Source organism: Aerococcus sp. 1KP-2016 (assembly GCF_002252085.1).
Classification (GTDB): domain Bacteria; phylum Bacillota; class Bacilli; order Lactobacillales; family Aerococcaceae; genus Aerococcus.
Map to the genome: position 1 here is coordinate 31,752 of NZ_NEEY01000003.1, position 22,666 is coordinate 54,417.

Genomic DNA, 22,666 nt, shown 5'->3' on the forward strand with positions numbered 1-22,666 from the left:
CTTCCAATTGTATGCTACTTAAGAACAAATAGTTAGAACGGGGAAAACGAATGCAACAAAAGAGACCTAACAGACCAAATAGAAATACCTTCATCCGAAGTGGTTTGCTATGGCTGATTATGTTCTTTGCGTTGATGGCACTAGTTAGAACGCTTACGAGCGACTCAACCAGCGGCACGACCGAAGAGTTGACACAATCAGAATTCATCCAAACGCTTTCTGATGGAGATGTAGAATCATTTTCAATGCAATCGAATGCTGGTGCTTACCAAATTCGTGGTAGCTACAAGTCTTCTGATGCAAGTTCAAGTGAAGCATCTTCTTCAACAAGTGATGGCATCCCTATTTTCCAAGATTTACAAGCTGCAACAGCTTCTGAATTTGTGGTAAATGTTTTGCCTAATGATGATACGCTAGCGCAAATTACCAATGCTGCTAATAGTACCGATACAGAAATGACTGCCCTTGAAGAAGACCAATCAGGTATGTGGTTGAGTTTATTATTCACTGCTGTACCAATTATCTTCTTCGTAGTCATCATGTACATGATGTTTAGCCAAAGCCAAGGTGGCGGCCGTAATAACCCTATGTCAATGGGTAAATCAAAAGCAGTCGACCAATCTAAGAAAGAAGTGAAAGTTCGCTTCTCTGATGTAGCCGGTGCTGATGAAGAAAAACAAGAATTAGTTGAAGTGGTAGACTTCTTGAAAGATCCACGCAAATTCCAAGCCTTAGGTGCTCGTATTCCAAAAGGGGTACTTTTAGAGGGTCCTCCAGGTACTGGTAAAACCTTACTAGCCAAAGCTGTAGCCGGTGAAGCTGGCGTTCCTTTCTACTCAATCTCAGGTTCTGAGTTCGTAGAGATGTTCGTAGGGGTTGGGGCAAGTCGTGTACGTGACTTGTTCGAAAATGCCAAGAAAAATGCGCCATCAATCATCTTTATCGATGAAATTGATGCCGTGGGTCGTCGCCGTGGTGCTGGTCCAGGATCAGGTCATGACGAACGTGAACAAACCCTAAACCAATTGCTAGTTGAAATGGATGGTTTCTCTGAAAAGGATAACGTAATTGTTATCGCAGCAACCAACCGTTCAGATGTCTTAGACCCTGCCTTACTTCGTCCAGGTCGTTTTGACCGTCAAGTACTTGTTGGTCGTCCAGATATCAAAGGTCGTGAAGCAATCTTGAAAGTCCATTCTCGCAACAAGCCATTTGGCCCAGACGTTGACCTGAAAGTATTGGCACAACAAACACCTGGCTTTACAGGTGCTGAACTAGAAAACTTATTAAACGAAGCGGCTTTAGTAGCTGCACGTGTCGATAAACATCAAATCGACATGGTAGATATTGATGAAGCACAAGATCGTGTCATTGCTGGTCCAGCCAAGAAAGATCGTGTTATTTCCAAACAAGAACGTCGTATGGTTGCTTACCACGAAGCCGGACATACTATAGCTGGTTTAGTCTTAAGCGATGCACGTGTTGTACATAAAGTTACGATTGTACCTCGTGGTAAAGCTGGCGGTTATGCTATCATGTTGCCACGTGAAGATCAAAGTCTTTACACAACCAAAGATTTACGCGAACAAGTTATTGGCTTATTAGGTGGACGTGCTGCGGAACAATTAGTCTTCAACACACAAACCTCTGGTGCCTCAAATGACTTCGAGCAAGCCACAGGTATTGTTCGAGCAATGATTACCGAATATGGTATGAATGATGTCCTAGGACCAATTTCTTACGAGGGTAACCACTCAATGCGTGGTGCTTCAAGCGGATACGCAGCAAACAAAACATATTCAGAACGTACTGCAGGTCAAATTGATGATGAAGTACGTAAATTCATGGAAGAATGCCTAGAAGAAGCAGAACGCATCTTGGCTGAACATCGTGACAAGTTGGATATCATTGCTGAGAAATTACTAGAACTAGAAACATTAGACGAACGTACAATTAAGACTTTATTTGAAACAGGTCAAATGCCTGAATCACATGATGCTGAAAAAGACCGTGAACCAGAAGCAAAATCTTTTGAAGAAGTGAAGAAAGACTTGCAACGCGGAGCGGAACAACGTCAATTACGTAACGGCGACTGGAAAGCCGACGAAACGGATGAAGAGTCAATTACTAATACGTCTGATGATAGTGATGACGATGATGACCAAGAAGGTCGCAACGCACACATTCATCAAGACCGAGATAATCAATAGAGTGTAACTAGAACCGTTCAGCCCTCAACCAGTGGAAGATTAGTGCCAGTGATGACGGTAGTCATCGCCAGCTAATCTGAAGTGGGTAGAGGGTTGGTTCTGGGAACACGTTTCAATAGAGTGTAACAAGAGGCGGTTAGATTTGAACCGTTGGAAGAAAATGAACTTAAAGCCCGTACTTTGGGATTTAAGGATTTTTCTGAAACGCAGTCAAATCTGCCTCTGGGAACACGTTTCAATAGAGTGCGACAAGAACCACTCTTATGATAATGAAAAAGCCCTAAGTTCCTAGCGACTTTAGGGCTTTTTGCTTGTTCTATAAATTGATTCATCAGGGGTAGTTGCAGAGTAGAATTTTGACTAGTGGTTGATCAGACTGGGAGATATTTCTTCTGTCAGGGCTGGTTTTTTGTTAAAATGGGTCAGTGAGCCATACTGAGCGTGTTTAAATTTTTACAAATGAGCCAGATGGATTAAAATGAGAATGAATACCAGCTACCCAGGCATATTTTGCCTAGGATACAGGAAATACGAAGAGTGATGGAGTGAAGGTAAATGTTAGATAAATTAGTAAAAGCTGTGGCTTTAGATGGGCAAGTTAGAATTTCGGCAGTAGATGCGACGGGTGTTGTACGTGAAGCACAAAACAAGCATGATACATGGTCAGCATCGAGTGCGGCTTTGGGTCGTACGCTAGTGGGTACCTTGTTGTTAGGTTCTGATATTAAGGACGATGCACGCATCTCCGTGCAAATTTCTGGTGATGGTCCGGCAGGTAAGATTATTACAGCTGTTGATGGCGAAGGACATGTCAAAGGTTACGTGCAAAATCCACATGTGAGCCTAGAAGCAAATGACAAAGGTAAAATCGATGTTCGTGGTGCAGTCGGCACAACGGGTGTGTTCAAGGTAACGAAAGACTTAGGCTTAAAAGAACCATTTTCAGGTCAAGTACCGATTGTATCGGGTGAGATTGCTGAAGACTTCACTTACTATTTGGCCTATTCAGAACAAACACCGTCTGCTGTTGCCTTAGGTGTTTTGGTGGATACAGATGAAACCATCATCAATGCAGGAGGATGGATGTTGCAATTAATGCCTGGTGCGACTGAAGAAACCATCGTAGCAGTGGAGCAAGCCATTGCGGATATCCCACAAGTAACGCAATTATTGAGCGAAGGGGATACACCAACTGACATGATTAACCGATTATTCGGCGAAGAAAATGTGAAATTCTTAGATGAACGAGATGTAGCCTTCCAATGTGACTGTAGCAAAGAACGTTTCGCGGCAGGTTTAGCTACCTTACATGGCGATGAAATCACAGCAATGATTGAAGAAGATGGCGGTGCAGAAATTGTCTGTCAATTCTGCAACAACCACTATCACTTCTCAGCAGATGATTTACGCGCAATTCACTCGCACGCTTCTAAATAAGTTCTTTATAGTGTAATGGCCTTCAAGTCGCCATGCATAGGCTGAATTTGTTATACTATATAAAGAATAAAAGCGTAGCTTGTTGCAAATCGCACACAAGCATATCAAAAGAAAGGTTCGTGATGACTGATGGAAGTCACAAAATATACGAGTAGCTTGATTGGAGAAACACCACTAGTACAATTACAACGTTCAATTCCCTACAAGGCAGCGCAAGTTTTCGTAAAATTGGAAACAGCCAACCCAACAGGATCTATTTATGACAGAGTGGCTTTAAACATAGTTGAAGTAGCGGAAAATGACGGTCGCTTAACAAGTGGACAAAAACTTGTGATCGCAGCGACTGCTGAAATTGCCGCATCTTTTGCCTTGTTAACAGCTAGTAAAGGCTATGATTTAGTGGCCTTTATTCCAGACACGGCGACCCAACATGATTTAACAGTTCTACGTGCGTACGGCGTTAAGGTCAATCTTGTTGCGGGTGGTCAGGGCGTTGCAAATGCGATAAAACAAGCACGTGACTTAGGTCAAACCAGTGGCCATGTGTTTGTTGATGTGTACAATGATGAAGCAAATGCAGCAGTCCACGAACACACTACAGGGCTTGAAATTATTGAAGCGCTAGGTAGTGCCCCGGATGCCTTTGTGACGACGGTAGCAACAGGCGGTACGATGACTGGTGTCGGTCGCGCTTTGCGTAAGGACAATCAAAAGGTTCAATTATTCGCAGTCGAAGACAAGGATGCAAAGTTTCTAGGCGGTGAAATTGCATTTCCAAGTAAACAAACTGGGTTCAATGCAGGCATATTACCCCTCAATTTGGATACAAGCTTGTATGATAGTATTATTGATCTTGATTTAGCCAAAGCAGCTGAAATGACCCGACTGTTAGCTATTAACGAAGGTCTGCTTGTTGGACTCGCTGGCGGTGCTAGTGTAGCAGCAGCAATAGCAGTTGCGCAGACGCTTGGCCGTAACCAAAAGGTAGTGGCTGTGGTACCGGATGATGGGCGACGTTTTATCGCGCAAGGTATTTTTGACTTCAAACAAGAACTTTAAGGAAATTTTGATAAAGGAAGTCGTAGAATGAACGAAGATATGCAAGAATATGGTGCGGGCAGTGTTTCAAGAGAGACGGTTGATCCGCAACAAATCGAACATTTGAGTAAGATGTTTAAGGCTCTAGGGGATCCGACGCGCTTGCGGATATTATATTTACTTGGTAATGGTGAAATGATGGCGACCAAAATTTCGGAAGAACTTGGTTTAGAGCAATCGGCTGTGTCGCATCAATTGAAGAAATTATTTGATTTACGTTTGGTGAAACGACGTAAGGAACGCAACACGGTGATTTATAGCCAGGCGGATAGTCATGTGCTTCAAATTTTGACGGACGCCTTTACTCATATCAAGGAAGAAGATGCACACTAGCGGAGGATATCAGAAATTTGGGTTTTCATATAGCTCAAAATTTGGTACAATGCTTGTGCTTTCCAATTCTTTTAAAAGGAAATAACAAAACCAAAACAGTAGATGTAAAATGAGCAAGGCAACTTGCTTTTTTTACTTGATATTGTCAACATTAGAAAGTATTTAACGGATTAAATGAACCGTAAATAATGATAGGAGTGTATACAGTGACTGAAGAAAATAATCAAAATCAAGCACAGGACTTAACTGAAGGCTTAAATGATCAACTACAAGTCCGTCGCGAAAAAATGCATGAATTAGAGGAAAATGGCTATAATCCATTTGCTTCAGGTTTTGAACGTGATGCGTTAGCAGCAGATTTACATGCTGATTACGAAGCTTACGACAAAGACCAATTACATGAAATGGGTAAATCAGTAGCCATCGCCGGTCGTTTAGTAACAAAACGTGGTAAGGGTAAAGCTGGTTTCGCCAACATCCAAGACATGTCAGGCACAATTCAAATTTACGTACGTCGCGATACGATTGACGAAAATGATTACGACTTTATTTGGCGCAAAGCTGACTTAGGGGATATCGTTGGTGTTGAAGGTACTTTAATGCGTACAAACACTGGTGAATTATCTGTTAAAGCAACGGAATTTGTGCATTTAACCAAAGCACTTCGTCCATTACCAGACAAATATCATGGTTTAACTGACGTAGAACAAATCTATCGTCACCGTTACCTTGATTTAATTGCTAACCGTGAATCTTACGACCGTTTTGTGAAACGTTCACAAATCATCCGTGAAGTACGTCACTACTTAGATAGCAACAACTACTTGGAAGTAGAGACGCCTGTATTGCATAATATTGCCGGTGGTGCGTCTGCACGTCCATTCATCACCCATCATAATGCCTTAGACATGGAACTTTACTTACGTATCGCCTTAGAATTACATTTAAAACGTCTAGTTGTTGGTGGTATGGAACGCGTATACGAAATTGGTCGTGTATTCCGTAACGAAGGTATCGATACGACACATAACCCAGAATTCACCATGCTTGAAGTATATACAGCTTACAGCACCATGACAGATGTGATGGATTTAGTAGAAGGTCTATTCCAAACTGTTGCTCAAAATGTATTAGGTACAACAAGTATCGAATATGATGGACAAGCTGTTGAATTGGGTGGTAAATGGCGTCGTGCCACATGGTTGACCTTGTTAAAGAAGCATCAGGTGTGGATTTCTGGCAAGAAATGACAGATGAAGAAGCACGCGAAATTGCCAAAGCACATAACGTACCAGTTGAGAAAAACCATACTGTTGGTCACGTAATTAATGAATTCTTCGAAGAATTTGTTGAGGATACCTTAATTCAACCAACATTTGTATATGGACATCCAACGGCAATCTCTCCATTAGCACGTAAAAATGAAGAAGATCCACGTTTCACTGACCGTTTTGAAGTATTCATCGTTGGTTCAGAAGCAGGGAATGCCTTTACGGAGTTAACTGACCCAATTGATCAACGTGAACGTTTTGAAGCACAATTACGTGAAAAAGAACAAGGAAATGACGAAGCACATCCATTGGACGAAGAATTCTTGGAAGCTTTGGAAACAGGTATGCCACCTACGGGAGGTTTAGGTATCGGTATTGACCGTATGGTAATGTTATTAACCAATGCACAATCAATTCGTGATGTCCTATTATTCCCTACAATGCGTAATGTAGACTAATTTTGTCCATTGTTGCTTGCTTGATTGAAGCAGTTTCAATGTGTATTGAAAATTCCTCGGCTGAGTATAGTGCACTCAGCCGAATTTATTTAAAATAATACAGATTAAAAGTTGACGATTGCAAGTGGATGTGCTAAATTTATTAAGGTGCTTTTTGTATGCAGATTCCTGTATTTGTATCCAAATCGAACAGTCGTGCTGACTGGTACATTAGCACACAAACATTGAATAAAGACGAATCGTAGCGTTAAAGCGATTTTTATTTTTTCAAAAAAAATATGACACGCTTGGATGTGTGAGCATAAAAAACACAAAAAATTCACCCATTATGGGAAGGAGGAGCTATAGTTATGCCAACTATTAACCAATTAGTACGCAAACCACGCCAAAGCTCAACCAAAAAATCTGGTTCTCCAGCATTAGGCCGTGGCTACAACTCAATGAAACGTCAATCTACAAATACAAACTCTCCTCAAAAACGTGGAGTTTGTACTCGTGTAGGTACTATGACACCAAGGAAACCTAACTCAGCGTTACGTAAATACGCTCGTGTTCGTTTATCAAACATGATCGAAGTAACAGCTTATATCCCAGGTATCGGTCACAACTTACAAGAACATAGTGTTGTTCTTATCCGTGGTGGTCGTGTTAAGGACTTAGCTGGAGTTCGTTACCACATCGTTCGTGGTGCGTTAGATACAGCTGGTGTTAATGACCGTAAACAAGGCCGTTCTAAATACGGTACTAAAAAACCTAAATAATTTAAAATTCGAAAGGAGGAACTCTAATGCCTCGTAAAGGACATATTGCAAAACGTGACGTATTACCAGATCCAATTTATAACTCAAAATTAGTTACTCGTTTAATCAACCGTATCATGGTAGATGGTAAACGTGGTAAAGCAGCTACTATTTTATATACTGCATTCGACAACATTAAAGCTGAAACAGGTAACGATCCAATGGAAGTTTTCGAACAAGCTATGGAAAACATCGCACCAGTTTTAGAAGTTAAAGCTCGTCGTATCGGTGGTTCTAACTACCAAGTGCCAATCGAAGTTCGTCCAGAACGTCGTCAAACACTAGCATTACGTTGGTTAGTATCATACGCTCGCCTACGTGGTGAAAACACAATGGAACAACGCTTAGCACATGAAATCATGGATGCTGCTAACAATACAGGTGCTTCAGTTCGTAAACGTGAAGAATCACACCGTATGGCAGAAGCCAACAAAGCATTCGCGCATTTCCGTTGGTAAGAGTTTTCTAATTGTCGATAAAAAATATTGTCGACTTTTCTCTAAAACCGTTATAATAAATGGTGTACACCAATTGTTATACGCATCAAAGAAAAAAGGAGTAAAGATAAGATGGCTAAAAGAGAATTCCCTCTTGAAAAGACTCGTAATATTGGTATCATGGCCCACATCGATGCCGGTAAAACGACTACAACTGAACGTGTCTTGTACTATACAGGAAAAATCCACAAAATCGGTGAAACACATGATGGTGGTTCACAAATGGACTGGATGGAGCAAGAACAAGAACGTGGTATCACCATTACATCTGCTGCAACAACAGCACAATGGAAAGGTCACCGTGTAAATATTATTGATACACCGGGTCACGTGGACTTCACTGTTGAAGTTGAACGTTCATTGCGTGTACTTGATGGTTCAGTTGCTTTACTAGATGCCCAATCAGGGGTTGAACCTCAAACTGAAACAGTTTGGCGTCAAGCTGATACATACAAAGTACCTCGTATCGTATTCGTAAACAAAATGGATAAAATGGGTGCAGACTTCTTATACTCTGTAGACACTATCCGCGACCGTTTACAAGCAAACGCTCAACCTATCCAATTACCAATTGGTGCTGAAGACTCATTTGAAGGTATCATCGACTTAGTTGAAATGAACGCCGAAGTTTATACATCTGAAGATGGTACTGAATATGAAGAACGCGAAATTCCTGAAGAATACCGCGAAGAAGCTGAAAAATGGCATACAAACTTAATCGAAGCAATTGCTGACGTTAACGAAGACATCATGGAAAAATATCTTGAAGGTGAAGAAATCACTAAAGATGAATTGAAAGACGCTATTCGTCGTGCAACAATCGACGTAGACTTCTTCCCAGTTCTTTGTGGTTCTGCATTCAAGAACAAAGGTGTTCAATTAATGCTTGATGCTGTTATCGATTACTTGCCAGCACCAACAGATGTACCTGCTATCCAAGGTCACAAAGCTGACGATCCAGATACAGTTATTGAAGTTGAAGCAACTGATGATGCACCATTCGCAGCATTAGCGTTTAAAGTTATGACTGACCCATTCGTAGGTCGTTTAACTTTCTTCCGTGTGTATGCAGGTACATTACAATCAGGTTCATACATCCAAAATGCTACTAAAGGTAAACGTGAACGTGTTGGTCGTCTATTGATGATGCATGCAACTCTCGTTCTGAAGTAGATGAAGTATTCTCTGGTGATATCGCTGCTGCTGTAGGTCTTAAAGACACTACTACAGGTGATACTTTATCAGACATTGATCACCAAGTTATCTTGGAATCAATGGAATTCCCTGAACCAGTTATCGAAGTTGCAATCGAACCAGATACTAAAGCTGACCAAGACAAAATGTCTATCGCTTTAGGTAAACTAGCTGAAGAAGATCCAACTTTCCGTGCGTCAACTGACCACGAAACTGGTCAAACAATCATCGCTGGTATGGGTGAGCTTCACCTTGACATCATCGTTGACCGTTTGAAACGTGAATTCAATGTTTCTGCAACAGTAGGTGCGCCTCAAGTATCTTACCGTGAAACATTTACAAAACAAACTTCTGTTCAAGGTAAATTCGTTCGTCAATCAGGTGGTAAAGGTCAATACGGTGACGTATGGATCGAATTCACACCTAACGAAGAAGGTGCTGGATTTGAGTTTGAAAATGCAATCGTCGGTGGTGTGGTTCCTCGTGAATACGTACCTGCCGTTGAAGCTGGTTTGAAAGATGCAATGGAAAACGGTGTATTAGCTGGCTTCCCATTAATCGATGTTAAGGCTAAACTATATGATGGTTCTTACCACGATGTCGATTCATCTGAAACAGCCTTCAAAGTTGCTGCTTCATTAGCATTACGTAATGCTATTAAGACTGCTGGTCCTGCTATCCTTGAACCAATGATGAAAGTTGATATCCAAGTACCAGAAGAGTACTTAGGTGATGTTATGGGTCACGTATCAGCTCGTCGTGGACGTATTGAAGGTCAAACACCACGTGGTAATGCGTTAATGATCAACTCAATGGTTCCATTATCTGAAATGTTTGGTTATGCGACTACATTGCGTTCTGCAACACAAGGTCGTGGTACTTTCACAATGACATTTGATCATTATGAAGCTGTACCAAAATCTATTCAAGAAGATATCATCAAAAAATTTGGTAAAGGTTCAGAAGATTAATTTTTAAATTAATTTATGAATCCGTCAATGCTAGAGGAAATCAAGTATCTGCTAGGTATTCCTAATGCGTATGCTTGATTTCTGAATCTAGTTTGACTATAATTAACTTATTGAAAATCTATAAACTTAGGTTTAATATTTTCTATTCTTAGGAGGAATAATAAAATGGCAAAAGAAACATACGAACGTACAAAACCCCATGTTAACGTGGGTACATTAGGTCACGTTGACCACGGTAAAACTACTTTATCTGCAGCTATCGCTACTGTTTTAGCTAAAAACGGTTTCGGTGAAGCTAAAGACTACGCTTCAATCGATAACGCTCCAGAAGAACAAGAACGTGGTATCACAATCAACACTTCTCATATCGAATATGAAACAGCTAACCGTCACTACGCGCATATCGACGCTCCAGGACATGCTGACTACGTTAAAAACATGATCACTGGTGCTGCTCAAATGGATGGTGCTATCTTAGTAGTATCTGCAGCTGATGGTCCAATGCCACAAACTCGTGAACACATCCTTTTAGCAGGTCAAATCGGTGTTCCTTACTTCGTAGTATTCTTAAACAAAGTTGACCAAGTTGACGATGAAGAATTACTAGAATTAGTTGAAATGGAAGTTCGTGACCTATTATCTGAATATGGTTACCCAGGAGACGACCTACCTGTAATCGCTGGTTCAGCTTTATTAGCATTGAACGGTGACGCAGATCAAGAAGCTAAAATCTTAGAATTGATGGAAGCTGTAGATTCTTACATCCAAGAACCAGAACGTCAAAACGACAAACCATTCATGATGCCAATTGAAGACGTGTTCTCAATTACTGGTCGTGGTACTGTTGCTACTGGTCGTGTAGAACGTGGTGAAGTACGTACTGGTGACGAAGTTGATATCGTTGGTGTTAAAGACGAAATCGGTAAATCAGTTGTAACTGGTGTTGAAATGTTCCGTAAAACATTAGACTACGCTCAATCAGGTGACAACATTGGTGCCTTATTACGTGGTGTTCAACGTGAAGATATCGAACGTGGTCAAGTATTAGCTAAACCAGGTTCAATCACTCCACATACTAAATTTAAAGCACAAGTGTACGTATTGTCTAAAGAAGAAGGTGGACGTCATACTCCATTCTTAACTAACTACCGTCCACAATTCTACTTCCGTACAACTGACATCACTGGTGTTATCTCTTTACCAGAAGATGTACCAATGGTTATGCCTGGTGACAACGTTGACATGGACGTTGAATTAATTCACCCAGTTGCGATCGAAAACGGTACTAAATTCTCTATCCGTGAAGGTGGCCGTACTGTAGGTGCTGGTACTATCACTGAAATCGAAGCTTAATTTTAACAATTAAACTTTAAAAACTAAATTTGCAAATTGGAAGAAGATCGAGTGACGACTCGGTCTTCTTTTTTTTGTGCTTCTATAATAAATGGTTCTATAATAAATAGTGTTGGTGAGATTTCATGTTGAATCTCATTGACACTATTTTTGTGTACCCCAAAAGGCCATGCTATCTTTCATGCATGCAAAACAGTTACCTAACGAAATATCATGAATGATGTAAACAAATAGCAAAAAATTTTACCATAATATCTTTTTTTGAACTAAGGGAGTATACTTATGGCAGCGAAATTTAAATGAAATTTGGTGTTTTATGCATAAAAAATATTCGTTTATTTACTTTGTATTGGAGGTTTTATCCTTTTGGCTTTTATTTTATTTAACCAAATGATAAATTCACGGCGTTCTACAACAGCCGTTTATTCATGGGATACGGTTCAGGTGGAAAACCCAGATGATACTGTGAGTACCTTAATTTCATTAGACATCGATGACATTTACCAATACGCTTCAGAAGCATACTTGAATGATCCCGTATATTTAGATAATATCATTGCTTTCATTCAAAAAACGGAACAGGCTAATAAAGGGGTATATTTGTTAAATGGCGAACCGGAATGGGCGATGGATCCTGACGCAAGGGAGCTTATTCAATATATCAACACTGTGGATGAATTGAACCAATCGTTACCTAAGGATCAGCAGATTAAAGGAATTGTTATTGATATTGAACCACAAAGCCTGCCAGAATTTGAGTCTAATCCAGACTTACTGATGAGGCATTTTACAGAAGGATTGACTGCAGCGTATCAAGTTGCTAATCAAAAAGGATTAGAGGTCATCGTATGTCTACCGTATTTTTTTGATACGGAAGGATTTAGCGATGAATTAGCGACCATTGTTCAAAGAGCCTCCGATCAAGTGGCCATCATGAACTATTATAGAGGCAAGGAAATCGACCATATAAGCAATGAAGCTAGTTTAAGTAAGCAATATCATAAACCCATTCAAACGATTTATGAGTTACAAGCACCAGGTCAATTTGATTTGGCGGAAATAAATACTTATCATCATTTATCTTTGGATGCTGTGGTAGAGAATTTTAATCAATTAAAGACGCACTTTAGCGACCAACAAGTTAATTTGGGTTTACATGAATACAAGAGTTTGGTGAAGCTGCTAGAGTAAAATGGGGAGAGGACATGAAGTATAATTTTATATATTTGTATTTAATTTTTATTGTTGTATTAAGTGTAGCGATGATGCTCATTGTGTTGTGCCATAGAATATATGTCCATTTTACAAAAGCAAGATTCGAAAAGAGAAAAGACCAATGGCGTGATTATTATGCTAGTGACAATTTTGCAGGCAATCAGGTCGCTATTTATGAAAAGTTAAAACAGGTAAAACAATTAGTAGCTTTTGAAGCTGTTATCCAAGAACTGAAAAACATGGATAGTCAAGCAGACAAAGTTAGATTGAATGATTTTACATCTAGCATTTATCAAGTATGGGTGCCTTTATGCAAATCCTACTTAAAGCGGCCACTTATCTCAGGCTTATTTTGCCTATATCTCTTGTTTATTGCCTTTTCATCAAGTAAACCACGATACCAAATCACTTGAAGCAATTTTATTAAAAATAGTTGCGCAAGACTCAGCCTATTGTCAAAATTATGCCTTCAATACTTTAAACAAAATTGGTAACGCTGATATCGTTATTCAAGGACGTGGGCAGATATTTTATCCAAGACTATCAATTTTTCCGCGGGGATACCTTAAAAGCTTTTGGTATTACAATTCTAGATTCGATCTTCTATAGACCCTATCTACTATTTGTTCGTTTATATGCTGCGATTACTTATAGTAGCCATTTGCATAGTTGGCATAAGATAGAATGAGAGGCATTCGATAAGATAAGTTAAATAAGGTAGGGCATTTGTAAAGAGACAAGTAGCTTTAAGGAATAAGGATTTGTGCCTGCTTGTTATCTTTTCATTTTTATACAATATTTGCACATTCTAACATAAGTTAATATAGTAATGAAATTTCAGAAGACCGGATTCAAGGGACTCTTATTAGAATTCTATGAGTGGATTGTATATAGAATTGTGAAAAATGATAAATTTTTTACATGATTTTGTTGACTTTGCATAGTCAATAGCGTAATCTTAGAAAAAATAAAGCAACCTTTAAATCAAGTCCTGTGAGGCTTTCAAGGGGTCAAGTGAAACCATGCGAATGGTTTGTTTACTATATCTTCAATTTACTTGTAGTGTCGTAAAGCGCTTAGCCCTCGGGCTAAGTGCTTTTTTTATAGTATAAATGGTCATAATCGGTGTGTTCGTTGAAGGTGAGTGAAAAAATGGAAAAAATATTGTTGTTAGAAACTGGTGAAACATTTTATGGTGAAGCTTTTGGTGCTACGAAAGAGGTCATTGGCGAAGTAGTCTTTTCGACAGGAATGACAGGTTATCAAGAATCATTAACTGACCAGAGTTATAACGGTCAAATGTTAACATTTACCTTTCCATTAATTGGAAACTATGGTGTAAATGCTGATGATTTTGAATCTGTAGACCCTACAGTGAAGGCTATCATTTGTCGTGAAGTTGCACGTTTCCCATCTAACTGGCGATCAAAAATGAGCTTGGATGAGTTCTTAGTGGAATATGATATACCAGGCATTAAACATATTGATACGCGTCAATTAACCAAAACAATCCGTAGTCACGGAACGATGAAAGCTAGTTTACTAAATGAGGGGACTGACATTGAAGCTGCGCTTGCGACACTTCGCGCGACAGACTTGCCTACAAATCAAGTAGCGCAAGTATCAACAAAAACGCGCTATGTGAATCCAAATGTTGGTAAGAATGTGGTCGTAGTAGACTTTGGTTTGAAACATTCAATTTTACGCGAATTAAACAAACGTGAATGTAATGTAACGGTGGTACCATATGATACAACTGCCCAAGAAATTTTACGTTTAGCTCCTGATGGCGTCATGTTAACCAATGGTCCTGGGGATCCAACGAGTATTCCAGAAGCTTTAGACATGATTAATGAAATTCAAGGCAAAATTCCTTTGTTTGGTATCTGTCTAGGTCACCAATTATTGTGTTTAGCGAATGGTGGCGAAACCTTCAAAATGAAATTCGGCCATCGTGGCTTTAACCACCCTGTACGTGAAATTGCTACTGGTCGTATTGATTTTACTTCTCAAAATCACGGTTATGCGGTAGATGCTAATTCACTAGTGCATACAGATTTAGAAATTACTCATATCGAAATCAACGATGAAACGGTAGAAGGTGTGCGCCACAAAACCTTACCTGCTTTCAGTGTGCAATATCATCCTGATGCAGCACCAGGACCACATGATGCAGACCACTTATTTGATCGATTTATTGAATTAATGGATAACAACAAGAACTTGGAGGGGACTATTTAATGCCAAAACGTACTGATATTCACAAGATTATGGTTATCGGATCTGGACCAATTATCATCGGACAGGCAGCAGAATTTGACTATGCTGGTACACAAGCATGCTTATCTTTACGTGAAGAAGGCTATGAAGTTGTATTAGTTAACTCCAATCCAGCAACTATCATGACTGACACGGAAATTGCTGACAAAGTATATATTGAACCGATTACGCTAGAATTTGTATCACGCATCTTACGTAAAGAACGTCCAGATGCGATTCTACCTACTTTAGGTGGCCAAACAGGTTTAAACATGGCGATTGAATTAGCCAATGACGGTATTTTAGATGAATTAGGTATCCAATTATTGGGTACAAAATTATCAGCTATCGATCAAGCTGAAGACCGTGACCTTTTCCGTAATCTAATGCGTGAATTGAATGAACCAGTTCCGGAGAGTGATATTGTACATACAGTTGACGAAGCACTAGCTTTCGCAGAACAAGCTGGTTATCCAGTAATTGTACGTCCAGCCTTTACCATGGGTGGGACAGGTGGGGGGATTTGTAATGACCCTGCTGAATTACGTGAAATTGTTGCTAAGGGCCTTAAATTATCGCCTGTAAACCAATGTTTGATTGAAATTTCAATCGCTGGTTACAAGGAAATCGAATACGAAGTAATGCGTGATAGCGCAGATAATGCTTTGGTTGTTTGTAACATGGAAAACTTTGACCCAGTTGGTATTCATACAGGAGATTCAATTGTTTTCGCACCGACCTTGACCCTAACAGACCACGAGAACCAAATGTTACGCGATGCATCATTAAAGATTATCCGTGCCTTAGGTATTGAAGGTGGTTGTAATGTGCAATTAGCCTTAGATCCAAACAGCTTCAATTACTACGTTATTGAAGTAAACCCACGTGTGAGCCGTTCTTCAGCGCTTGCATCTAAAGCAACTGGTTATCCAATCGCCAAAATTGCAGCCAAAATCGCAGTAGGGTTAACACTTGATGAAATGATCAACCCTGTAACAGGTACAACCTTAGCCGAATTTGAACCAGCTTTGGACTATGTGGTTGCGAAGATTCCACGTTGGCCATTCGATAAATTCGAGAAAGGTGATCGTCAGTTAGGTACGCAAATGAAAGCTACTGGTGAAGTCATGGCTATTGGTACGAACCTTGAAGAAGCGCTGTTAAAAGCTGTCCGTTCACTAGAAATTGGTGCTGAACACATGGCAACAACTGCTAGTCGCGAAGCCGATGAAGTAACCTTAATTGATAAGATTACACGTGCACAAGATGACCGTATCTTCTACTTAGCTGAAGCTTTGCGTCGCGGCTATACCATCGAACAATTGCATGACATGACAAAAATTAATCTCTACTTCCTAGATGTTTTAATGCACATTGTAGAATTAGAAAATACACTTGAAGCCAATAAAGAAGATGTTGCTGTCTTAAAGGAAGCAAAACGTTATGGTTTCTCTGATTTAGCCATCTCTAGACTATGGGAAAATGATTTAGCAGATGTACGTGACCTACGAGCTGCAAACGACATTCGCCCAGTCTACAAAACAGTTGACACCTGTGCGGCCGAGTTTGAATCGAACACACCGTACTACTATTCAACCTATAGTGCTGACAACGAAAGTATGCCTTCAGACAAAAAGACTGTTTTAGTATTAGGTTCAGGTCCCATCCGTATCGGTCAAGGGGTAGAATTTGACTACGCCACAGTTCACTCTGTTAAAGCAATCCAACAAGCTGGCTACGAAGCGATTATCATGAATAACAACCCAGAAACAGTTTCAACTGATTTCTCTATTTCAGATAAACTTTACTTCGAACCACTTACTTTGGAAGATGTACTACATGTCATCGACCTTGAACAACCAGAAGGGGTTATTGTACAATTTGGTGGTCAAACAGCGATAAATTTAGCTGAGCCATTACATGCATTAGGTATTCCTATCTTAGGGACAACCGTGGAAGACTTAGATCGTGCTGAAGACCGTGACTTGTTCGAACAAGCCTTAACAGACTTAGGGATCCCTCAACCAGAAGGATTTACAGCAATGTCTGTAGAAGATGCTTTACAAATCCCAAGTAAGATTGGCTATCCAGTCTTAGTACGTCCAAGTTATGTCTTAGGTGGTCGTGGTATGGAAATCGTGGATAACGATGCCGACTTACGTAGCTATATGGAAGATGCCATGATTGCCTCTCCAGACCGTCCAATTCTGATTGACCATTACGTAGTGGGTACCGAAGTCGAAGTCGATGCAATCTGTGACGGCGAAAATGTCTTAATCCCAGGAATTATGGAACATATCGAACGTTCTGGGGTCCACTCAGGTGACTCTATGGCCGTTTATCCTTCACAAAGTCTATCTGATGAAGTGAAGGCGACCATCGTCGACTACACTGAACGTCTATCCTTTGGCTTAAATTGCTTGGGTATGATGAATATTCAATTCATTGTTCAAGATGACCAAGTTTATGTGATTGAAGTAAATCCACGTGCCAGCCGTACAGTACCTTTCTTGAGTAAGGTAACGGGTATTCCAATGGCACAAGTAGCAACGCGTGCTATTCTAGGCGAAAGCATTATTGACCAAGGTTACCAACCAGGTCTTTACGCTGAAGGCAACATGGTTCATGTAAAAGCACCAGTATTCTCATTCACTAAATTGAACCTAGTTGATCCGCAATTAGGACCAGAAATGAAATCAACTGGTGAAGTGATGGGATCAGATATCAACCTTCAAAAAGCACTATACAAGGCCTTTGCAGGTAGCAACATCCACGTCAATGATTTCGGTAACGTCTTGTTCACCATTACCAAGGCCGACGTAGCAGAAAGTTTGGCATTGGCACAACGTTTCCGTCAAATAGGCTTCAGTGTCATGGTAACGGGTGACATGCAAGCAGAATTTGAAGCTGCAGGTATTGATACTGTTGCGGTGACCTCGAATGAAGTAACAGACGAAAAAGAAATTGAGCAAACATTAGTGAACCTGATTACCGAAGAACGTGCACAAATTATCATTAATACATGGGGGCGCGCACGACACGATCAAAACTCGGGTCAATTAATTCGTAAAGCTGCCATCGAGCGTGGTGTGCCACTATTAACATCCATCGATACAGCAGAAGCAATTCTATACGTATTGGAAGACCGCGGTTTCCAAATCAATGCGTTAGTATAAACCGCCATCTGATTTGAAACTTTAGGCAAAATAAAAAGGTAGTCCGAAAGTACATGAAACTTTCGGGCTGCCTTTTTTGTTATTGAAATGGATTATAGAAACGACCACCATTTGTAAAGAATAGATATATACCAATCGCTACAATGATGACTGTCACAAACAGGGCAAGGAAATCCCCACTCTTGAAGGGGCGTGTGCTATACCATGTACGCCGATTTTCTTTACCAAAACGACGCAACTCCATCGCTTGGCTAATCACTTCAATGCGGTCGAGACTAGAAAATATCAAAGGCATGATAACCTGAGCCGAACGCTTAATACGTTGGAAAAAGGGCGCCTTTTTTGACATTTCAATCCCTCGCGCTTGTTGGCTTTGACGAACAGCAAAGAATTGGCTTTGGATATCCGGAATATAGCGCAAGGCTAAGGCCACAGCATAGGCAATACGGTAGGAAACCCCAATCCGGTTTAAGGAAGAAGCAAACTCACTAGGGTTTGTCGTTAAGATAAAAATTAAAGCCAGGGGTATGGTCGAGAAATATTTAACAAACAGATTAAACTCATAGAATAGTTGTTCCTGAGTGATGGTATAACGACCAATACCTTCAGCAATCACCGTACGTGATCCATAGAGTTGAACCCCGTATTCTGGTTCGAAAATATAGATCGTAATCAGGTTCAAAATAGAGAAGAAGAGGATAAAGTAAATGACTGTATTCACTTCAGACCATCGAATCTTCGAAAGCCAAAAGAGTACAAGCGACAAAATACCCAAGCCAATCAGAAATCTTGTATCGTAGGATGTCATGGCAATAACCGAAAGGGCGATAAAGGCAATTAACTTGGTTGCACCAGATAAACGGTGAAGTGGCGTGTCATGGGCAATGTAGCCTAATGTTTGGGCTTGTGTTTTAGCCATAGTCAGTCACGCTCCTTTCTATACCTGCTGTCGTTGGGTTAACTGCTTGAAGATTTCGTTCAAAGCGAATGAAGGTATCAATAAAGTTTGTCGGTGCGATATTTGGCAATGTCTTGGCCAACTGATAAAGGCTAGTCGGTGCCAAATGTGCTTGCTTCATCAAATATTCATTAGAAAGCACGGCAGAAGGTTTATCATCTGCTAGAATTTTTCCGTCATGTAGTACGATGGTTCGATTAGAATATTCCTGCATCAAATGCATATCGTGGGTAATCATCAATATGGTGATTCCTTCTGTAGCATTCAATTCTTGAATAAATGTCATCATATCCGTGTAGTGCTTATAATCTTGTCCAGCCGTCGGTTCATCCAAAATCAAGAGCTTTGGATTTAAGACTAGAATGCTTGCAATCGTTGCGCGTCTTTTTTGCCCATAAGATAGTGCCGAAATTGGCCAATTACGATAGGGATATAGACCACAAATGGACAACGCATGACCCACACGTTCCTGTAAGGCCTCATCCGTTGCATCCTGGTACAAACCGCGATTGATTAAACCCGCAGCCACCTCATCCGCCAGAATATTCTTTGAAATCATCAAATTTGGATTCTGCATGACATAGCCTATATTATCTGCAATTTCCTTAATCGATAGATTTGCCGCATCTTGACCGAACAAGGTAATTGTCCCTGCATCAGGACGCTCAAAACCACACAGGAGCTTAGCAAGCGTTGACTTGCCAGCCCCATTCGTCCCGACCAACGAAATGAGTTCACCATCGTAGATTGTCAGATGCATATCGGCAATCAGAGGCGCATCTTGATAGCGAAAAGCAACATCACCAAGTTGAACAATTGGGGTCTGTTGGACATCTTGGCTCGTTTCAACCTGACTATCATACCAAGTCGTTAATTCCTGCGCCACCTTAGGCGTTACTAGGTCAGGTGTAAAGGCACCAAGGCGTTGAAATTGATCCAAGGAGACCCCAGCATAAGCAAAAGCATCCAAATAGAGGGGTTGACGAACCCCAATTTGGTCCAACAAATCAGAACGTAGCAACGCGTCAACGGACATATCGCCCACCAAATGGCCGTCTTCAATCACGATGACGCGATCAATATCAGCAATCAGGGTTTCCTCCAAACGATGCTCGATCACAATCGTCGTTAATTGTTCAGACGCATTTAGCTGACCAATGAGTGCCATGGTTGCTAAGCCCGATGCTGGGTCTAGATTAGCTAATGGTTCATCAAATAGGACAATCGGTGATTCGTCAATTAAAACCCCACCAATAGCTACCCGTTGTTTCTGCCCGCCTGACAAGGCTTGAGGTTTGGCATTTATTAAGTCATGAAGATCTAATGTAGTAGCCCAGGCATTTACCTTGTTTACCATTTCTCCTTGATCAACATAATCATTTTCTAAAGCAAAGGCTAGGTCTTCAGCTACTGTTAAGCCAACAAATTGACCATCGGTATCTTGCAAGACGGTACCAACTTGTAGTGAAAGGTCAAAAATTGACTGTCCTTTAATTGATTGCCCGTTAATAAAAATATCACCTGTGAAATCACCGTCAAAGGTATTGGGGATTTGCCCATTAATCATTTTTCCGATAGTGGATTTCCCAGAACCTGAGGTCCGATAATAAGTACTTTCTCACCAGGATAAATGGCAAATGACAAATCGTGTAGATTTAAATCCGCTTGACTCGCATAGCGAAAAGATACATTTTTAAATTCAATAGCCGGTGTGACATTCAAGTCCACCGGCTCTGTTGTAAATACGTTATTCATAATAAAAACTACTTTCTATTATGCTCTTTACGCAAACTTCCTGATTTCGTACGTGTAGAAGCATATCCTTTAAGTAACAATGTACCAATAATACCAACAGATAATGCGTTAACAAGTGCAGAAACACCACCTTGTAAGAAAACTTTGTTGGCAGGTTCAGAATAAATTAAAATGTCTAAGACTGGTGCAATGACAACCCATGATAACACGTTCACGATAACTTGACCAATATTGAATTGAATTGCATCTTTCAGTGTAAAAATACCTTCATTTACTTTTAAACGACGACCTACGATACCAAAACCAAAACCAGCAAAACCAGATGTTAGTACCCATGACCACCACAAACCGTATGTTAATAGGTCTTTGATAGCGTGACCGATTAAACCAATGAACAGACCAGCAAATGGTCCAAAGATAGTAGCCATTAAAGCTAAGAAGGGATAGGTTGTTTCAATACTTGTATTTGGAATACCAGTCGGGATAGATAGGAAGCGACCTAAGATAAAGAATACGGCTGCACCCACACCGATAGCAACTAGGGTTGTAATAGATGATTGTTTTTTATTCATTTTTATTCTCCTTTGAATGTTTCTTCTATATAATATAGGGTTTTACTTATGGTGATTTAAATGGAAAAATAGCTTTAAATTTTTCGAACTTCAATTTGCCAATCAATTCCGGTACCAACACCGTAAGTTTCAGCAAAGTTCTTTTGATTAATTGCGACACCTAGATTTAATAATGAATTGATATAACCGATTGGTTCACCAACAAGCACGTCCGCAAATGAATGGCCAAATAGAATATAATTTTGATAATGTTTGATGCCGTTATGGTAAATGGTTACGCTGATCGTATCGCCGTTTTCAATCCCAGCTGTTTTTAAGGTACTTGAAGGGATATTCGTCCAAAGTGAGCCAAATCGGATATCAAGAATATCTACGGTACCGTGGATAACACCATCGGCTTCATACAGTTCCCCTAATTCGAAAGTAGTAACATCTTCCACAGCGACAGTTTTTTCTAACTGATTGAAATAATCAGCATTATTCGCTAACATGGCGCCGTTGTACACATACACATCGCGTCCATGGAAGGTGTGTGATTCTTCTGAATGCGGCAGACGATTTTTGATCTCGTCAATCTCTTTAACAGCTTCTAGTCCCAAGTGTGCAGCTACATGTGTCAAAGTACCATTATCTGGCGTAATGATGTAGTGACCTGTTTTAGTTTTGGCTACAACTGATTTACGAGCTGAACCAACACCAGGATCTACTACAGATACGAATACTGTTTCCTCAGGCCAGTATTTAATCGTTTGTAATAAGCGATATGACGCCGCAAAGATGTCATATGGAGGAATCTCGTGTGTCAGGTTTGAAATTCTTAGTCTGGGATCTACGGTATAGGCAACACCGTACATTGCTGCTACAGCACCATCCCCTAAACCAAAGTCGGTTTGTAACACTAAAAAATGATTTGCCATAAAAAAGTCCTCCAATATATGTATTTCCTTTATAAATCAATCTTACTGAATTTATACCTTAATAACAATCGTCAATAAAGGGTGGGGAAAAGAAAAAATAAATCGCCAGTGATAGTTGGAAGTGAACACAAGGTGGCTAAAGGATGCATCTAAGTAAAGAGTTTGATAAAATAGGGACACTCATAGTTAATC

At 40.3% G+C, this 22,666-nt stretch carries 14 protein-coding genes and 3 pseudogenes; 13 read left to right on the forward strand and 4 right to left on the reverse strand.

What is annotated here, in order from left to right; genetic code table 11:
* Window positions 1–50 precede the first annotated feature (50 nt).
* The 13 genes and pseudogenes from ftsH (at window position 51) to carB (ending at window position 18,272) form a co-directional block, all read left to right on the forward strand.
* Complete coding sequence (gene ftsH, locus B9P78_RS01225) at window positions 51–2,210, forward strand: ATP-dependent zinc metalloprotease FtsH (RefSeq protein WP_094517773.1); 2,160 nt, start codon at window positions 51–53, stop codon at window positions 2,208–2,210.
* Window positions 2,211–2,765: 555 nt separating this feature from the next.
* On the forward strand, window positions 2,766–3,647 hold the full coding sequence (gene hslO / locus B9P78_RS01230) for an Hsp33 family molecular chaperone HslO (RefSeq protein ID WP_094517774.1): 882 nt from the start codon (window positions 2,766–2,768) through the stop codon (window positions 3,645–3,647).
* A 129-nt stretch (window positions 3,648–3,776) separates the two neighbouring features.
* On the forward strand, window positions 3,777–4,706 hold the full coding sequence (locus B9P78_RS01235) for a PLP-dependent cysteine synthase family protein (RefSeq protein WP_094517775.1): 930 nt from the start codon (window positions 3,777–3,779) through the stop codon (window positions 4,704–4,706).
* 27 nt (window positions 4,707–4,733) lie between these two features.
* Window positions 4,734–5,078 (forward strand): ArsR/SmtB family transcription factor, encoded by a 345-nt coding sequence (locus B9P78_RS01240; RefSeq protein ID WP_369824300.1) that lies wholly within the window; start codon window positions 4,734–4,736, stop codon window positions 5,076–5,078.
* A 188-nt stretch (window positions 5,079–5,266) separates the two neighbouring features.
* A pseudogene (lysS, locus tag B9P78_RS01245) lies at window positions 5,267–6,807 on the forward strand (lysine--tRNA ligase).
* Between the two features lie 350 nt (window positions 6,808–7,157).
* Complete coding sequence (gene rpsL, locus B9P78_RS01250; protein WP_094517776.1) at window positions 7,158–7,568, forward strand: 30S ribosomal protein S12; 411 nt, start codon at window positions 7,158–7,160, stop codon at window positions 7,566–7,568.
* A 26-nt stretch (window positions 7,569–7,594) separates the two neighbouring features.
* Window positions 7,595–8,065: a 30S ribosomal protein S7 gene (gene rpsG / locus B9P78_RS01255; RefSeq protein WP_069285390.1), complete on the forward strand. Its 471-nt coding sequence runs from the start codon at window positions 7,595–7,597 to the stop codon at window positions 8,063–8,065.
* A 111-nt stretch (window positions 8,066–8,176) separates the two neighbouring features.
* A pseudogene (fusA, locus tag B9P78_RS01260) lies at window positions 8,177–10,269 on the forward strand (elongation factor G).
* Between the two features lie 165 nt (window positions 10,270–10,434).
* Window positions 10,435–11,622 carry an elongation factor Tu gene (tuf, locus tag B9P78_RS01265; RefSeq protein WP_094517777.1) on the forward strand — a complete coding sequence of 396 codons (1,188 nt, stop codon included), beginning with the start codon at window positions 10,435–10,437 and terminating at the stop codon, window positions 11,620–11,622.
* A 366-nt stretch (window positions 11,623–11,988) separates the two neighbouring features.
* On the forward strand, window positions 11,989–12,813 hold the full coding sequence (locus B9P78_RS01270; RefSeq protein ID WP_094517778.1) for a hypothetical protein: 825 nt from the start codon (window positions 11,989–11,991) through the stop codon (window positions 12,811–12,813).
* 14 nt (window positions 12,814–12,827) lie between these two features.
* Window positions 12,828–13,250, forward strand: coding sequence for a hypothetical protein (locus B9P78_RS01275; protein WP_094517779.1), 423 nt, complete (start codon window positions 12,828–12,830; stop codon window positions 13,248–13,250).
* 739 nt (window positions 13,251–13,989) lie between these two features.
* Window positions 13,990–15,078 carry a carbamoyl phosphate synthase small subunit gene (locus B9P78_RS01280; RefSeq protein WP_094517780.1) on the forward strand — a complete coding sequence of 363 codons (1,089 nt, stop codon included), beginning with the start codon at window positions 13,990–13,992 and terminating at the stop codon, window positions 15,076–15,078.
* Window positions 15,078–18,272 carry a carbamoyl-phosphate synthase large subunit gene (gene carB, locus B9P78_RS01285; RefSeq protein ID WP_094517781.1) on the forward strand — a complete coding sequence of 1,065 codons (3,195 nt, stop codon included), beginning with the start codon at window positions 15,078–15,080 and terminating at the stop codon, window positions 18,270–18,272. The genes B9P78_RS01280 and carB overlap by 1 nt, the downstream gene beginning before the upstream one ends.
* Before the next feature lie 79 nt (window positions 18,273–18,351).
* On the opposite strand, the gene B9P78_RS01290 is transcribed toward carB, so the two are convergent.
* The 4 genes and pseudogenes from B9P78_RS01290 to B9P78_RS01305 form a co-directional block, all read right to left on the reverse strand.
* A complete protein-coding gene (locus tag B9P78_RS01290; protein ID WP_094517782.1) occupies window positions 18,352–19,191 on the reverse strand; it encodes an energy-coupling factor transporter transmembrane protein EcfT in 840 nt (279 codons plus the stop codon).
* Window positions 19,184–20,985, reverse strand: a pseudogene (locus B9P78_RS01295) (ABC transporter ATP-binding protein). The gene B9P78_RS01290 and the pseudogene B9P78_RS01295 overlap by 8 nt, the downstream one beginning before the upstream one ends.
* 8 nt (window positions 20,986–20,993) lie before the next feature.
* Complete coding sequence (locus tag B9P78_RS01300) at window positions 20,994–21,557, reverse strand: ECF-type riboflavin transporter substrate-binding protein (protein ID WP_094517783.1); 564 nt, start codon at window positions 21,555–21,557, stop codon at window positions 20,994–20,996.
* 74 nt (window positions 21,558–21,631) lie between these two features.
* Complete coding sequence (locus B9P78_RS01305; protein ID WP_094517784.1) at window positions 21,632–22,474, reverse strand: S-adenosyl-l-methionine hydroxide adenosyltransferase family protein; 843 nt, start codon at window positions 22,472–22,474, stop codon at window positions 21,632–21,634.
* Window positions 22,475–22,666: the final 192 nt, after the last annotated feature.

Bases quoted from the DNA above. Each gene is read 5' to 3' on its own strand.
- ftsH (WP_094517773.1), top strand. From the start codon at position 51: ATGCAACAAAAGAGACCTAACAGACCAAATAGAAATACCTTCATCCGA.
- hslO (WP_094517774.1), top strand. From the start codon at position 2,766: ATGTTAGATAAATTAGTAAAAGCTGTGGCTTTAGATGGGCAAGTTAGA.
- B9P78_RS01235 (WP_094517775.1), top strand. From the start codon at position 3,777: ATGGAAGTCACAAAATATACGAGTAGCTTGATTGGAGAAACACCACTA.
- B9P78_RS01240 (WP_369824300.1), top strand. From the start codon at position 4,734: ATGAACGAAGATATGCAAGAATATGGTGCGGGCAGTGTTTCAAGAGAG.
- rpsL (WP_094517776.1), top strand. From the start codon at position 7,158: ATGCCAACTATTAACCAATTAGTACGCAAACCACGCCAAAGCTCAACC.
- rpsG (WP_069285390.1), top strand. From the start codon at position 7,595: ATGCCTCGTAAAGGACATATTGCAAAACGTGACGTATTACCAGATCCA.
- tuf (WP_094517777.1), top strand. From the start codon at position 10,435: ATGGCAAAAGAAACATACGAACGTACAAAACCCCATGTTAACGTGGGT.
- B9P78_RS01275 (WP_094517779.1), top strand. From the start codon at position 12,828: ATGAAGTATAATTTTATATATTTGTATTTAATTTTTATTGTTGTATTA.
- B9P78_RS01280 (WP_094517780.1), top strand. From the start codon at position 13,990: ATGGAAAAAATATTGTTGTTAGAAACTGGTGAAACATTTTATGGTGAA.
- carB (WP_094517781.1), top strand. From the start codon at position 15,078: ATGCCAAAACGTACTGATATTCACAAGATTATGGTTATCGGATCTGGA.
- B9P78_RS01290 (WP_094517782.1), bottom strand. From the start codon at position 19,191: ATGGCTAAAACACAAGCCCAAACATTAGGCTACATTGCCCATGACACG.
- B9P78_RS01300 (WP_094517783.1), bottom strand. From the start codon at position 21,557: ATGAATAAAAAACAATCATCTATTACAACCCTAGTTGCTATCGGTGTG.
- B9P78_RS01305 (WP_094517784.1), bottom strand. From the start codon at position 22,474: ATGGCAAATCATTTTTTAGTGTTACAAACCGACTTTGGTTTAGGGGAT.